Origin of the sequence: Mycobacterium sp. OAS707, assembly GCF_014873705.1 — a bacterium.
Taxonomy (GTDB): domain Bacteria; phylum Actinomycetota; class Actinomycetes; order Mycobacteriales; family Mycobacteriaceae; genus Mycobacterium.
Window position 1 is genome coordinate 244,748 of record NZ_JADBDS010000006.1, and the last position, 13,849, is coordinate 258,596.

Annotated in this window: 15 protein-coding genes; 8 read left to right on the forward strand and 7 right to left on the reverse strand. The window is 65.8% G+C overall.

Annotated elements, in window-relative coordinates:
- Positions 1-3: 3 nt before the first annotated feature.
- Positions 4-1,101 (reverse strand): polyprenyl synthetase family protein, encoded by a 1,098-nt coding sequence (locus GGC64_RS32465; protein ID WP_192727003.1) that lies wholly within the window; start codon positions 1,099-1,101, stop codon positions 4-6.
- Between the two features lie 219 nt (positions 1,102-1,320).
- On the opposite strand from GGC64_RS32465, the gene GGC64_RS32470 reads away from it, so the two are divergent.
- Complete coding sequence (locus tag GGC64_RS32470) at positions 1,321-1,788, forward strand: N-acetyltransferase (RefSeq protein ID WP_192726716.1); 468 nt, start codon at positions 1,321-1,323, stop codon at positions 1,786-1,788.
- A 1-nt stretch (position 1,789) separates the two neighbouring features.
- Here the strand turns inward: GGC64_RS32470 and dapC are convergent, their stop codons facing one another.
- On the reverse strand, positions 1,790-2,866 hold the full coding sequence (gene dapC / locus GGC64_RS32475) for a succinyldiaminopimelate transaminase (protein ID WP_192727004.1): 1,077 nt from the start codon (positions 2,864-2,866) through the stop codon (positions 1,790-1,792).
- Positions 2,867-2,904: 38 nt separating this feature from the next.
- On the reverse strand, positions 2,905-3,231 hold the full coding sequence (gene fdxA / locus GGC64_RS32480) for a ferredoxin (protein ID WP_192726717.1): 327 nt from the start codon (positions 3,229-3,231) through the stop codon (positions 2,905-2,907).
- A gap of 366 nt (positions 3,232-3,597) precedes the next feature.
- Between fdxA and GGC64_RS32485 the strand changes: the two genes are divergently transcribed.
- The 5 genes from GGC64_RS32485 (at position 3,598) to GGC64_RS32505 (ending at position 7,533) form a co-directional block, all read left to right on the forward strand.
- Positions 3,598-3,810: a hypothetical protein gene (locus tag GGC64_RS32485; protein WP_192726718.1), complete on the forward strand. Its 213-nt coding sequence runs from the start codon at positions 3,598-3,600 to the stop codon at positions 3,808-3,810.
- A gap of 79 nt (positions 3,811-3,889) precedes the next feature.
- Positions 3,890-4,450, forward strand: a complete 561-nt coding sequence (locus tag GGC64_RS32490; RefSeq protein ID WP_192726719.1) for a PadR family transcriptional regulator — start codon at positions 3,890-3,892, stop codon at positions 4,448-4,450.
- On the forward strand, positions 4,447-6,456 hold the full coding sequence (locus GGC64_RS32495; RefSeq protein ID WP_192726720.1) for an NADPH-dependent 2,4-dienoyl-CoA reductase: 2,010 nt from the start codon (positions 4,447-4,449) through the stop codon (positions 6,454-6,456). The genes GGC64_RS32490 and GGC64_RS32495 overlap by 4 nt, the downstream gene beginning before the upstream one ends.
- Positions 6,457-6,465: 9 nt before the next feature.
- Complete coding sequence (locus tag GGC64_RS32500) at positions 6,466-6,867, forward strand: type II toxin-antitoxin system VapC family toxin (RefSeq protein WP_192726721.1); 402 nt, start codon at positions 6,466-6,468, stop codon at positions 6,865-6,867.
- 102 nt (positions 6,868-6,969) lie between these two features.
- Complete coding sequence (locus GGC64_RS32505) at positions 6,970-7,533, forward strand: YceI family protein (protein WP_192726722.1); 564 nt, start codon at positions 6,970-6,972, stop codon at positions 7,531-7,533.
- A gap of 23 nt (positions 7,534-7,556) precedes the next feature.
- Here GGC64_RS32505 and GGC64_RS32510 read toward each other — a convergent pair whose 3' ends face one another.
- Entirely contained in the window at positions 7,557-8,018 is a 462-nt protein-coding gene (locus GGC64_RS32510) for a DUF2231 domain-containing protein (RefSeq protein WP_192726723.1), read from the reverse strand.
- Between the two features lie 159 nt (positions 8,019-8,177).
- On the opposite strand from GGC64_RS32510, the gene GGC64_RS32515 reads away from it, so the two are divergent.
- Positions 8,178-8,573 carry a hypothetical protein gene (locus GGC64_RS32515; RefSeq protein ID WP_192726724.1) on the forward strand — a complete coding sequence of 132 codons (396 nt, stop codon included), beginning with the start codon at positions 8,178-8,180 and terminating at the stop codon, positions 8,571-8,573.
- A gap of 2 nt (positions 8,574-8,575) precedes the next feature.
- Here the strand turns inward: GGC64_RS32515 and GGC64_RS32520 are convergent, their stop codons facing one another.
- Entirely contained in the window at positions 8,576-11,155 is a 2,580-nt protein-coding gene (locus GGC64_RS32520; protein WP_192726725.1) for a bifunctional FO biosynthesis protein CofGH, read from the reverse strand.
- 208 nt (positions 11,156-11,363) lie between these two features.
- Between GGC64_RS32520 and GGC64_RS32525 the strand changes: the two genes are divergently transcribed.
- Positions 11,364-12,431 carry a hypothetical protein gene (locus GGC64_RS32525; RefSeq protein ID WP_192726726.1) on the forward strand — a complete coding sequence of 356 codons (1,068 nt, stop codon included), beginning with the start codon at positions 11,364-11,366 and terminating at the stop codon, positions 12,429-12,431.
- Positions 12,432-12,434: 3 nt separating this feature from the next.
- On the opposite strand, the gene GGC64_RS32530 is transcribed toward GGC64_RS32525, so the two are convergent.
- On the reverse strand, positions 12,435-12,848 hold the full coding sequence (locus GGC64_RS32530; RefSeq protein ID WP_192726727.1) for a hypothetical protein: 414 nt from the start codon (positions 12,846-12,848) through the stop codon (positions 12,435-12,437).
- A 115-nt stretch (positions 12,849-12,963) separates the two neighbouring features.
- Positions 12,964-13,848, reverse strand: coding sequence for an N-acetyl-1-D-myo-inositol-2-amino-2-deoxy-alpha-D-glucopyranoside deacetylase (mshB, locus tag GGC64_RS32535; RefSeq protein ID WP_192726728.1), 885 nt, complete (start codon positions 13,846-13,848; stop codon positions 12,964-12,966).
- Position 13,849 lies beyond the last annotated feature (1 nt).

Sequence of the window (13,849 nt, forward strand, 5' to 3'; positions counted from 1 at the left end):
CCGTCACGCCGTCCGCTCGGCGCACGCAGCCGCCATATCCGCAAGGGCGGTTTGGACGGCTGGGCGGATGTCACAGTCACTGACCGAATTCAAGGCGCGGGTGAGCCGCGAATCGATCAGCCGTTCAATCCAATCGACGGCCCCGGTGGCTTGGATCAACTCCGCCCATCGGTGGACGTCGTTGTCGTCGAGGTCGTCGGCGCTCATCATCTCGCGCAGCTGCCTGCGCAGGCTCGGGTTGGCCAGATGGTAGGCGGCCGCGACCACGGTGGTGGCCTTGCGTTCGGCAAGGTCGCTGCCGGTGGGCTTTCCGGTTATGGCAGGCGATCCGAAGATGCCAAGCACGTCGTCTCGCATCTGAAACGCCTCGCCGATCGCGTCGCCGTATTCGGCGAGCATCCTCATCACCTGTTCGCCGCAGCCGGCCATCGCGGCGCCCATTTCAAGCGGCCGCTTGACGGTGTAGTTGCCGGACTTGCGGCGCGCCACGTCGAGCACCTTGTCCAGGGTCGGGAAGACGCGGGCATCGTTGATCAGGTCGGCGAACTGCCCGACCGCCAGCTCCGTGCGCATCGCGTCGTATCGCGGCCAGACGCGCTCCAGTGCAGCCGCGGGGACCCCGCTTTCCCGCATCATCTGCGCCGCCCAGACCAAGCACATATCGCCGAGGAGTACGGCGGCCGAATCACCGAACCGGCCCGGCGAACCCGAGAGCCCAAGGCGGCGGTGCCATTGGGCGAAGGCGACCTGACCTGACGGGCGACCACGGCGCAGTACGGAACCGTCCATCACGTCGTCCTGCAGCAGCGCAAAAGCGTGCAGCAGTTCGAGGCCGGCGGCGGCCCGCAGCGCCGCCTCGTCCTCGTCGGCACCGCACAACCAACCGAGGTACATGAACGTCGACCGCACGCACTTGCCGCCCGCGACGAAGTCGCGAAGCACTTCAGAGGCGATGCCGATGCCCGCGGTGTGCAGCTCGGGTGCACACCGCATGGTGACGAAGTCCTCGACGATCTCCTGCACGGCGCCTCGCATGGTTCTGCGCCAACCGTCGCCACGCAGCTCGTGACGGGTACGCGAACCCGCGGTGCTCCGCTGCATGGTCGATGCGGGCATGCGGGCTCGTCCGTCGATCGCCGTCAAGCGGCACCCCTCTCCCTGCATCGATGGCGTGGTGTACCCCGCGGTTGGAAAGCCAAATCGCGATGGTCCCCGATGTTGTAGTCAGTTGTACCCCATTTTGCATCGATTATGCATCGATTGTGACGACCGCGATGTCGCTCGGTCTGCTGACCTGGCGACAGCGTGCGAAGGTGGAGCATGCAGCAACAGCCGAGAACCACCCCGCTGGTACCAGAGCACTTCGCCGTCCCGACGCACCTTCGGTGCCCGCGCTTCCGGCTCGAACCGCTCGGACCCCAGCACAACGCCGGAGATCACGCGGCGTGGATGTCGAGCATCGTCCACCTGCAGAGGACACCGGGCTTCGAGGATCGAGGCTGGCCGCCCGACGAGGGTTACTCGGCAGAGCGGAACCTGGCCGATCTACAGGAGCACGCCGACGAGTTCGAAAGGCGCGTCGCGTTCGCCTACTCGGTGCTCGATCCCGACTCCGAGGACGTCATCGGCTGCGTGTACATCGACCCCGGCGACAGCGAAGGCAACGCGAGTGTCCGGTCATGGGTGCGTGCCGATGTGGCCGAGCTCGACGTTCCGTTGCGCAAGGCGGTCCGGGACTGGCTGGCAGAGTCCTGGCCGTTCAACGAGATCGATTACGCGGGAGGGTGAATCAACTACGCAACCTGGCCGCAGCAGCCTCGATCCGCTCGTCGGTCGCGGTCAACGCCACCCGGACATGCTGTGACCCTCGCGGGCCATAGAACTCACCGGGCGCCACCAGAATGCCGAGCTTCGCCAGCCAGGCGAGCGTGTCGCGGCAGGGCTCGCCGCGAGTAGCCCACAGATACAGCCCGGCCTCGGAGTCGTCGACCGTCAGTCCCGCCGCTTGCAGGGCGGGTAACAGCATGGCCCGCCGCTGCTGATACCGCTCGCGCTGCAGAACTTCGTGCGGATCGTCGTCGAGCGCTGCGACCATGGCGGCTTGTATCGGCGTCGGCACCATCATGCCCGCGTGCTTGCGCACCGCCAGCAGTTCGGCGATCACCGCCGGGTCACCGGCGACGAACCCTGCGCGGTAGCCGGCCAACGACGACGTCTTCGACAGCGAGTGCACGGCCAGCAACCCGGTGTGGTCGCCGTCGCAGACGTCGGGATGCAGCACCGAGTACGGCTGAGCGTCCCAGCCCAGTCCGAGGTAGCACTCGTCGGACGCGACCAGCACGCCGCGCTCGCGGGCCCACCCGACCACCTTGCGCAAGTGGTCGACGCCCAACACCTTGCCGGTGGGGTTGCCAGGCGAATTCAGGTAGACGAGCGCCGGCGACTGCGGGCCGAGTTGGGTGAGCGAGTCGGCCCGCACCACCTGAGCGCCTGCCAGCTGCGCGCCGACTTCATAAGTGGGATAGGCCAATTCGGGCACCACGACCACGTCGTCGGGGCCGAGACCCAGCAGCGTAGGAAGCCACGCGATCAGTTCCTTGGTCCCGATTGCCGGAAGCACCGCGTCATCGGCCACTCCCGTGATGCCGTATCGGCGACTCAGCGCCGCGACCGCCGACGCGCGTAACGCGGGCGTGCCCGCCGTCGTCGGATACCCGGGAGCGGAACTGGCCGCGGCGAGTGCGTCGCGAATCAGCGGCGCGACGGGATCGACCGGTGTGCCCACCGACAGATCGACGATGCCGTCTGGGTGCGCGCGCGCCAGCGCGGTGACGTCAGCCAGCGTGTCCCACGGAAACTCCGGCAGTGACGAAGAGGCGCGCTTACGAAGGCCAGGGCGGGCCGTTAGGAGTCCTCACCTTGCGGCGGGAGATCCTTCACCGACTGCGGGTCGTTCTCCGTCAATCCGACCTTGGAGGCGCCGCCAGGCGATCCGAGTTCGGTGAAGAAGTCGGCGTTGATCTGGGTGTATCCGCTCCACTGATCGGGCACGTCATCTTCGTAATAGATGGCCTCGACAGGGCAGACCGGCTCGCATGCGCCGCAGTCGACGCATTCGTCCGGGTGGATGTACAGCATGCGTGCGCCCTCGTAGATGCAATCGACAGGGCATTCCTCGATACATGCCTTGTCTTTGATGTCGACGCAGGGTTCGGCAATCGTGTACGTCACTGAGGTCTCCTCGATCTCCTGTCAGTGGGGCTGCCGCTCTTTTAGCTCGGGCCCGCCGAAAAGTCGCTGCCAAGTATCCGTTGCCGGTACTTGGACATTCGCCTCAGTGTGCCCTAACTTCCGTGACTCCCGGTTAGGGGTGCCGCGTGGTTACTGATACTAGACGTTGCACATACAGCGCGCCTAGGGACACTCCCATCCGGATCGCTCTTCTCCCTGCTCGTCAGGCATGTGATGCCCGCCACATCCGCCGCGCCCCTGTGATCGTCTGCCAGGCACACCGCGTGACGGAACAGCCGTTATTCGTAACGCGTTTCTGCGGACATCAGATACTTAGCTCAGCTAAGTCGGACAAAGGAGTCAGAGATGAAGAAGTTCACCCTCGGTCTCGTCAGTGCAGGTGCGTTCGCCGCGGTCACCCTCGGGTTGGCCGGTCCGGCGATGGCAGCGCCCGACTATGTCGCGCCAACGCACGACGCGGTCTACTCGACGCATTCGGACTCGCCGACCGTTCGCCCCGTCGACTGCTCGGTCCACGTCAACTCCGGCGGCACCGACGTCAACGTGAACTGGTGCTGACGTGACGAACCGCGGCCTATGCGCTTGGTTGCAGTGCAACTAGTTGCATAGCGCCGCGGATTCGCTCTAGGCTGCCCGCGTGGCCCTTCCCCACGCGATCCTGGTGTCGCTGTGCGAGCAGTCCGGGTCCGGTTATGAGCTGGCTCGTCGCTTCGATCGGTCCATCGGCTACTTCTGGGCCGCTACCCATCAGCAGATCTATCGGACGCTGAAACAGATGGAGCAGGACGGCTGGGTAAGCGTCAGCCCCGTCGTGCAACAGGGCAGGCCGGACAAGAAGGTCTACACGGTGTCGGACGCAGGCCGTGGCGAACTCGCGCGCTGGATCGCCGAACCCCTGTCAGGGCGCGGCAGTTCCGTTGCCGACAACCGCACCCGCGACATCGCGGTCAAGGTCCGGGGCGCCGACTACGGCGATGTCGACGCGGTGCGCGCACAGGTGGCGGCCCTGCGCGCCGAACGCGCCGAGTTGCTCGACACCTACCGCGGGTTCGAGAAGCGGCAATTCCCCCACCCGCGCGGGCTGACCGGCGCCGCGCTGCACCAATACCTGGTGCTGCGGGGCGGTATCCGTGCCGAAGAGAGCGCCATCGACTGGCTGGACGAAGTGGCAGCAGCGTTGAAGGGGGACATCCTGTGACGTATCCGAAGTTGTTGTCGCCGTTGGATCTTGGGTTCACCACACTGCGCAACCGGGTGGTGATGGGCTCGATGCACACTGGCCTCGAGGACCGCGCTCGCGACACCGACCGGCTCGCCGCGTATTTCGCCGAACGCGCCCGCGGCGGCGTCGGCCTGATCATCACCGGCGGGTACGCCCCGAATCGCACCGGTTGGCTGCTGCCGTTCGCCGCGCAGATGACCTCCAGCTCGGACGCCAGGCGGCACCGCCGCATCACGCAGCCCGTGCACGACGCAGGCGGCAAAATTCTGCTGCAGATCCTGCACGCCGGACGCTATGCGTACCACCCGTTTTCAGTGAGCGCGTCGTCCATCAAGGCGCCCATCAACCCATTCCGTCCGCGGGCGCTGCGCGATGTCGACGGCACGATCGACGACTTCGCCCGCTGTGCGGCGCTGGCCCGCGAAGCCGGCTACGACGGCGTCGAGATCATGGGCAGCGAGGGTTATCTGCTCAACCAGTTCCTGGCCCCCCGCACCAACAAGCGCACCGACGCTTGGGGCGGCACCCCGGAGAAGCGTCGACGGATGCCGGTCGAGATCGTGCGGCGTACCCGCGCAGCAGTCGGCGACGACTTCATCATCTGCTACCGGATGTCGATGGCCGACTACGTCGAAGACGGCCAGAGCTGGGACGAAATCGTCGCGCTGGCAACCGAAGTCGAGGCTGCGGGCGCGACGATCATCAACACCGGTATCGGCTGGCATGAGGCTCGGGTGCCGACCATTGTCACCTCGGTGCCCAACAGTGCGTTCGTCGACATCAGCAACGCGGTGGCAGAGCATGTGCAGATCCCGGTGGTGGCATCCAACCGAATCAACATGCCGCAAGCGGCCGAGCAGATCCTCGCTGACGGCAACGTCGCGCTGATCTCGATGGCGCGGCCACTGCTGTCCGACCCGGACTGGGTCCGCAAGGCGCAAGCCGACGCGGCCGACGAAATCAACACCTGCATCTCCTGCAACCAGGCCTGCCTCGACCACGTGTTCGTGCACAAAACAGTGTCGTGCCTGTTGAATCCGCGGGCCGGACATGAGACGACGTTGGTGCTCGCGCCGACGCGACGCACCAAGCGCGTGGCTGTCGTGGGTGCGGGACCCGCCGGCCTGGCCACCGCGGTCACCGCCGCACGGCGCGGCCATCACGTGACACTGTTCGAGGCCGGCGATGCGATCGGCGGCCAATTCGACTTGGCGCGAAGGATTCCCGGCAAGGAAGAGTTCAGCGAGACCATCCGCTACTACACGACGATGCTGACCAAGCACGGCGTCGAGACTCGGCTTCGAACTCGCGCGACGGCGGCCGAACTCGCCGGCTTCGACGAAGTGGTACTGGCGACAGGCGTGTCGCCGCGAATGCCCGACATCCCCGGCATCGACCATCCGATGGTGCTCACCTACGCGGAGGCCATCACGGGCAAGCCCGTCGGCAAGACGGTCGCGGTGGTCGGTGCGGGCGGCGTCGGTTTCGACGTGAGCGAGTTCCTCGTCACGGACGAATCACCAACGCTGAACCTCAAGGAGTGGAAAGCGGAATGGGGTGTGGCCGATCCGCAGGAAACACGTGGCGCATTGACGACTCCGCTGCCCGCGCCCGCGGCGCGCGAGGTGTATCTGCTGCAGCGGACGAAAGGCCCGCAAGGTAAACGGCTCGGCAAGACGTCGGGGTGGGTGCACCGGGCTTCGTTGAAGGCCAAGGGCGTACAGCAGCTGTCCGGCGTGAACTACGAACGCATCGATGACGGCGGGCTGCACATCAGCTTCGGGCCCAACCGCTCCGACCCGCGGCTGCTCGAGGTCGACAACGTGGTGATCTGCGCGGGCCAGAACTCGGTGCGCGATCTCGAAAACGACTTGCGCCGCAACGGAATTGAGCCGCACATCATCGGCGGCGCCGCGCTGGCGGCCGAGCTCGACGCCAAACGCGCGATCCGGGAAGGCACCGAGCTGGCCGCCAAGCTCTAGGCTCTCGGCATGGCCCACCTGGCGATCGACGCCCCGACGCTGTTGCACCTGGTGAGCTCGGGGCTCCGTCCCGACCCGGCACACCAACTCGTCGCCCCGAACCTGATCCGATCGCACGCGCTCACGCTGATGCTGCAGAGTGTGCAGCGTGGCGAACTCACCGACGGCGAAGCCCTCGAGCAACACGAGCGCATCACTGAGCTCAAGATCCGCCTACTGGGCGATCGGTCTTCCCGTCGCACCGCATGGAACCTCGCGCGTGAACACGGCTGGAACACGATCTACGACGCGGAATACATCGCCATCGCCAAGCTCCAGGCAGACGAACTGGTCACCATTGATCCAGAGCTGAGCTCGATGGCGACCGGAATCGTGCCGGTGGCGCCGCTCAACCGGCTCTTAAAAGGCTGATTCCATCCGCTTCCATCCACCGGGAATGTATTCGGACTGCGGTCCGTTTACTTCGGGTGAAGGCGTCGGGCAGGCCGGCGCCCTTAGGTGAGAGAGATACACATGACTTCGACCTCTGAAGCGACCGGAACCACCCAGCTCCCCGCGGGTACCACCTGGGCCATCGACCCGGTTCACTCGTCGATCGGCTTTTCGGTACGCCATCTGATGGTGAGCAAGGTACGTGGCACCTTCCAGAACTTCAGTGGCGAGATCGTCGTCGCCGAGGACGGCACCCCTTCGGTGACGGCCGAGATCGCCGTCGACTCCATCAACACCAACAACGAGCAGCGCGACGCCCACGTCAAGGCGGCCGATTTCTTCGATGCCGAGAAGTACCCCACCGCGACGTTCCGGTCGACCAATGTGCGGTCCAACGGCGACAACTATGTGCTCGACGGTGAGTTCACCCTCAAGGGTGTCACCAAGCCGGTGAGCCTGGATCTCGAGTTCAACGGCGTCAACCCTGGCATGGGGCACGGCGAGGTCGCCGGCTTCGAGGCGTCGGTGGTGTTGAACCGCAAGGACTTCGGCATCGATATCGACATGCCGTTGGAGACCGGCGGCACGGTCGTCGGCGACAAGGTCACCATCACATTGGAGATCGAGGCGCTCAAGCAGGCCTGATGTTGCGGGGCCGACGGAGGCTGTCAGCTCTGTCGGCCCCACACCGCCTGGGCACCGGCGTCGCCGATACGCACCACACCGACGATCGACGAAACCCCCACCGCCAGCGCGACAATCGCGATCACCACCGTTGCGACTGTTCGGCGTTTTTCGGACCTGCCCTCTAGCCAATGCATCGCTGCCAGTGCGATAGCCACCAGCAGCAGACCGATTGAGAAGTAGATCATCCAATCGCCGCGCTCGGCGTGTTCGCGAAGGATGGGGCTGGGGTCGGACTGCTGGTCGTAGAGCCACTCCCCCGCGTAGGTAGTCAATGGCGTGAGGACCATGTTCACCGCCGCAAGAGCGAGGACGAGCCAGACCAGTCGCCGCCGAGCCCCAGGCCAGATCGCGCACAGGATCTCGAGCAGCGCGACCAGCGGCGCGAGCACGACGATTGCGTGCACCAGCAGGGCGTGGGCCGGTAGCCCCGAAATGGTGGTCATGCATCTCCTTCGCGTCGGTCCGTCATGTATACGTGCCGAGCCTGGCACCTAGTTCACGGTCGCGCTCGAACAAAAAGTGTCACCCTCGACACCTCTGGTCGCACCTAGCTGATGAATGCACTCGACAAGGCGAGTGCGCCATCAACAAGGAGCACCACAATGACACGTAGGAACAAGATCACCGCAAGCTTGCAACTCGCTACGAGTGCGGGCCTGCTCGCGGCCACTTTTGCGTTCGGGCTGGGTGGCCTCGGCGATGCCGCCCTCGCGTACGCCGAAGGGGACGACCGCGGCACCGGATCGGACGTCCTCGACATGGAGGCTTACGAAGCCTGCATGAACAAGACGGTCAGGAACGCCGTCGAATGCTGCCTCCAGGCAGGCGGAATCCCGGGTAACCCAGCGACGGGTGACCGCGACCGTTGCTTCGCACCCGCAGGTAAGCCTGCGAGCATGGGGCCGCGACGCGTCCCGCTTCGGGTCATACCGGGCGACGCACCGGAACTCACGCCGTCGCATGACCCGTCGGTAGTTGCCGTAGCTCCTGTTGGTTAGGGCTAAGCCGCAAGCGGCGCGTACGTCGTGGATCGTTGGCGGGCCGGTCTGCCGATGCCCGCCGCGATCTCGACCAGTTCGTCGACGCTCTTGGCCGATCCGAACTCCGAGCCGGCCATCCGCGAGATGGTCTCTTCCATCAGCGTGCCGCCCAGATCGTTGGCGCCGCCGTTGAGCATCACCTGTGTGCGTTCAACACCGAGCTTGACCCAGCTGGTCTGGATGTTGGAAATCCTGCCGTGCAACATGATTCGGGCCAGTGCGTGCACCGCTCGGTTGTCGCGGTGCGTGGGCCCAGGACGCGCTCCGCCTGCCAGATACAACGGACTGCTCTGATGCACGAACGGCAACGGCACGAACTCGGTGAAGCCACCGGTCTGGTCCTGGATGCCGCGCAACACGTTGAGGTGTCCGACCCAGTGGTGGGGCGCATCGACGTGGCCGTACATCATCGTCGAGGACGACTTCAGCCCGACTTCATGGGCGGTGGTGACGACCTCGATCCACATCGACGTCGGCAGCTTGCCTTTGGTCAACACCCAGCGCACCTCGTCATCGAGGATCTCTGCGGCGGTTCCCGGAATGCTGCCTAGGCCCGCCTCGTGCAGACTGGTCAACCACTCCCGAATGCTCAACCCGCTCTTGGTCACGCCGTTGGCGATCTCCATCGGGGAAAACGCGTGCACGTGCATCGAGGGGACCCGCGCCTTGACCGCGCGCACCAGATCGGCGTAGCCCGTCACCGGCAATTCGGGATCGATGCCGCCCTGCATGCACACCTCGGTGGCGCCCGCGACGTGCGCCTCCCACGCCCGGTCGGCCACCTCGGCTGTCGACAACGAAAACGCGTCGGCGTCGCCCTTACGTTGAGCGAACGCACAGAACCGGCAGCCGGTGTAGCAGATGTTGGTGAAGTTGATGTTGCGGTTGACCACAAACGTCACGTCATCGCCAACCACCTCGCGACGCAGCGAATCAGCCAGCGCGGCAACGGCATCCAGTGCAGGGCCATCAGCAGTGGCCAGCGCCAGATATTCGTCGTCACTGCACCCGGCGGGATCACGCTCGGCCGAACGCAGCGCGGCCAACACATCGGTATCGATGCGCTCGGGCGCGCGCGCCGCCAACTCGTGCACCTTCTCGCGGACAGACTCCCAGTCGCCGAAAGCGCTACCCAGATCGCTGCGCGTCTCAGTCAGACGACCCTCGGAATCGATGGCCGTCGCCAAATCGATGCGGCCCAATGATTCACTGGCCTCATCGGGCTCCTGCCACGGCCGCCCGACCGGATTGACGTCGGCCGCCAGCCCGGTGTCCGGATCGGCCAACGCGTCGACGTGCCCGCGCACCCGCGGGTCGATCCACGCCGCTCCGGCCTGCACGTACTGCGGTTGCGCGGTCAGCCGCTGCACCAGGTCATAGCCGGCCTCGGCGGTGACCGCCTCGAGCTCATCCAGCGCCGGCCACGGTCGCTCCGGGTTGACGTGATCCGGTGTCAGCGGCGACACCCCGCCCCAGTCGTCGACACCGGCGCCGATCAACGCCAGGCATTCGGCGCGTGACACCAGATTCGGCGGCGCCTGGATACGCATCTTGGGGCCCATCACCAATCGGGTGACCGCCACCGTCGCGACGAAGTCCTCGAAGCCGGTGTCGGGCACCGCGGCCATCGCGGTGTGGTCCTTGGCCCGGAAGTTCTGCACGATCACTTCCTGAACGTGCCCAAACTCCTTGTGGGAGGAGCGAATCGCATGAATGGTTTCGGCGCGCTCGACAAGCGTCTCCCCGATCCCGACCAGCAGTCCGGTGGTGAACGGGATGGACAACCGACCGGCGTCGGCCAGCGTGCGCAGCCGCACCGCGGGGTCCTTGTCAGGGCTGCCGTAGTGCGCAAGCCCCTTGGTCTCGAACAGCCGGCGCGACGTGGTCTCCAGCATCATGCCCATCGACGGCGCAACCGGCTTGAGCCGCGACAGCTCCGACCACGACATCACCCCGGGATTCAGATGCGGCAGCAGCCCGGTCTCCTCCAGCACGCGAATCGCCATCGCGCGCACATAATCCAACGTGGAGTCGTAACCGCGCTCGTCGAGCCATTGCCGCGCCTCGTCCCACCGCGCCTCCGGACGGTCGCCGAGGGTGAACAACGCCTCCTTGCAACCCAATTCGGCACCCCGACGGGCCACGTCGAGAATCTCGTCGGGCTCCATGAACATGCCCATACCCTCGGCGCGCAGCTTGCCGGGCACCGTCACGAACGTGCAGTAATGGCAGGTGTCGCGGCACAGATGCGTGACAGGGATGAACACCTTGCGCGAATAGCTCACTGGCAACCGCCCGTTGGGGCCGCGCCGGCCCGCGGCCTGAAGCCCCGCATCGCGCACCCGCGCCGCACTCGCGCACAGATCCGCCAGATCGTCCCCGCGAGCCGTCATCGCGATCGCGGCCTCGTCGACATTGAGAGCCACACCGTCCCGCGCCCGCCGCAACACCCGCCGCAGAGCGGCAGGGCTCGGCTCGTCAAACTTCGGGGGGACCACCGGGCTGGGCAGGTCGGCGCCGCGCTGGGAGTTCAGAGCCACTCCCGTGTAACCCCGCGGTCGTCGCGAATCATCCGCATGTCTCACATTCTGAAACCACTGCGCCGAACATACGGGCCACAGTAGTCGCAGCCGCGCACGCTGTTGTGCGCCCCGTCCCAGACACGTTGCTCAATGCGACGCGATCCGATTAACACGAGCGTAAGTTCGAAAGCATCCAGTAGCTGCCATAGCTGGAGGGGGAACTCACATGGATATTTCGCTTCGCTCATGCCTGACCGCCGGGGTCGCGACGATCACCGCGGCGGCCGTCGCCCTCGGTCCGGCCGTCCAGGAACCGACGGCGCTCGCGCCGCGCCCGGCGGTGGTCCAGGTCGCGACACCGTCGATACAGCTGACCGCGTCAACCGACTACTTCTCACAGTTGTTTGACTGGTGGCAGCCGATCTTCCTGCCGAGTGCCAGTCGGCCGTTGCCGACGCCGCCTGCAGGCGTCGGCCCCGCACCGACATCGATTCCGAGCACCCTGGAATGGGCCTACCACGCCGTCGAGCCGTGGGTGCGCTACGGTTTCGAACTCGCCACCTACGCCGCCGGTTGGGTTCCGTATGTCGGATGGCTGTCCGGCCAAATCATGATCTTCTACAACTTCGGCGAACGCATCGTCCATGCGATCACGCACAACACGCTCGACTGGCTCAACGGCAACGGCAGCTTCCTGTTCAACTTGAGCGAGGGTGTGGCGTGGACCGTCGACGCCTTCATCCAATTGGGCATCGACGAGTGGAACTTCTTCCTCCCGCCGCTTCCCCCGTTGCCGCCCTTCCCGTTCTCGGCTCAGGTTTCAGGGGCATTGAACGGTGTGCGGGACTTCCTTCACGACACGGTGATCGGTGTCCTGCAGCAGCTGTCGGCTGGTCTGCCGTCGCACGATCCAGACCAGCTTCCCCCGCCGCCGATAGTGACTGCGGCAGTGCCCGGTGTCGCGACACCGAGCAGTGATGTTGCGGCCCAAGCCAAGAGGGGGCCACAAGCCGCGGCCGACACCGTCGCAGCGATCGCCGCGCCGAAGCTGCGGGAACCGAAGCTGCGGGAACCGAAGACCCCCGCGGGCGTCGTGGAAGCATCAGACACCCCGACTACGGAGAGCAAGCAGGCGACCGACACGGTCACCAAGGTCAAGGACGACACCGACACCTCGACCAAGCAGGCGACCGACGCGACCGGCAACAAGGGCGCCAAGAAGGACGACGCAGCCGCCAAGAACGACGACAAGAAGAGCGACGACAACGGCAAGAAGAAGGCCGACAAGGAATAGCCGTCAGGCGTCGGCGCGCACCCGCCGCCACAGCACCAATGCCGGCGGCAGCGCACCCAGCACGATCAGCAACAGCGGTGCGTACTCCATGGGTCCGACGCCGCCGAACACGATGTCGTCACCTGGCCCGCCGAACGTCATACCCGCGACGGTCAGCAGCCAGCACCACAGCGGTAGCGCAGCCAGTCGCGGCGAGGACGTCCATTGCAATGCGGCCCACACCAGCGCGGCGTTGACCAGACCACTGATCAATGCGCTGATCGGAAACGGCACCGATCCGATTCGAACCGGCAGAAAGAACGCGCCGGCCATGGCTGAGAGCACACCGTCGATCGCCAGGAGTGTCAGAACGACGGGACGCGGCTGGATCAGGTCGGAATGCTGTCGAGCAGTGCGACGAGCGACCCCAGCACCCACTGGAAGTTATCTCCGCGGTCCTGCCAGTGCTGCAGGTTGGGATCCATGTCCGGGTCCATTGCCATCCCTTTCACACGCGGCCGATTGACGGGCAGCTTACCGCGAGCCCGCCACGCTATTCCAGGTTAAGGCCAGCCAGCAGGTCAGTTTCCCAACCGCGGGCATCTCGTTCGCCCGGTGTGCCCGCGGCGAGGATGTAGTGCTCGACAGACCCGATCGGCAGCGCGATGTTGTTCGACAGCGCGCAGGCTCGGCCGTCGGCGGCGACGGTCACCTGCGTGGCATGCGCACGCAGCGCTGCGACCTTCGCCGACAGTTCGTCGGCAACTTCGATCACCGCGTCGATCGCGTCGTCGGGATAGCCGAAGGGCACGTCGGAGATCGATACTCGGATCCATTCCGGCGGCAGGTCATCGATCGCGTCAAGCGCCTCGGCCATCGCCGACGTCGAGATCACGGTCCAGTACACCTTCGGCACCGTCCAAGGTTCGCCGGGGTAGTCATTGCCATCGGCCGCGGCAACGGCCGCCATCGTCACTTCGTGGGCGTGAATGTGGTCGGGGTGGCCGTAGCCGCCCTTCTCGTCGTAGGTGACGACGACGTGCGGGCGGAGTTGCCGGATCAGCGCGACGAGTTCGCCGACCGCCTCACGCTCGTCGGCGTCGATGAACCGCTGCCAATGCCGCGGCGGGGTGCCGGCCATGCCCGAATCACGCCACCGGCCAACTCCGCCGAGGAAGATCGGTTGGTCGACACCGAGCGCGCGCAAGGCCGCCGACAACTCGGCGATGCGGTAGCCCCCCAACTGGTCCGCGGCATCGACAGCGAGCCGACGGTATCGGTCGCCGATGACCTCACCCTCTTCGCCGAGTGTGCAGGTAACGACATGGACGTCGGCACCACGCGCGATGTAATGCGCAATTGTGCCACCGGTTGTCAGCGTTTCATCGTCGGGATGCGCGTGCACGAACAACAGACGCGGCGTTTCCTGTGACTGCATC

Coding starts and splice junctions, on each gene's coding strand:
- GGC64_RS32465 (WP_192727003.1), bottom strand. CDS start 1,101: ATGCAGCGGAGCACCGCGGGTTCGCGTACCCGTCACGAGCTGCGTGGC.
- GGC64_RS32470 (WP_192726716.1), top strand. CDS start 1,321: ATGCAGCAACAGCCGAGAACCACCCCGCTGGTACCAGAGCACTTCGCC.
- GGC64_RS32485 (WP_192726718.1), top strand. CDS start 3,598: ATGAAGAAGTTCACCCTCGGTCTCGTCAGTGCAGGTGCGTTCGCCGCG.
- GGC64_RS32500 (WP_192726721.1), top strand. CDS start 6,466: ATGGCCCACCTGGCGATCGACGCCCCGACGCTGTTGCACCTGGTGAGC.
- GGC64_RS32505 (WP_192726722.1), top strand. CDS start 6,970: ATGACTTCGACCTCTGAAGCGACCGGAACCACCCAGCTCCCCGCGGGT.
- GGC64_RS32510 (WP_192726723.1), bottom strand. CDS start 8,018: ATGACCACCATTTCGGGGCTACCGGCCCACGCCCTGCTGGTGCACGCA.
- GGC64_RS32515 (WP_192726724.1), top strand. CDS start 8,178: ATGACACGTAGGAACAAGATCACCGCAAGCTTGCAACTCGCTACGAGT.
- GGC64_RS32525 (WP_192726726.1), top strand. CDS start 11,364: ATGGATATTTCGCTTCGCTCATGCCTGACCGCCGGGGTCGCGACGATC.
- mshB (WP_192726728.1), bottom strand. CDS start 13,848: ATGCAGTCACAGGAAACGCCGCGTCTGTTGTTCGTGCACGCGCATCCC.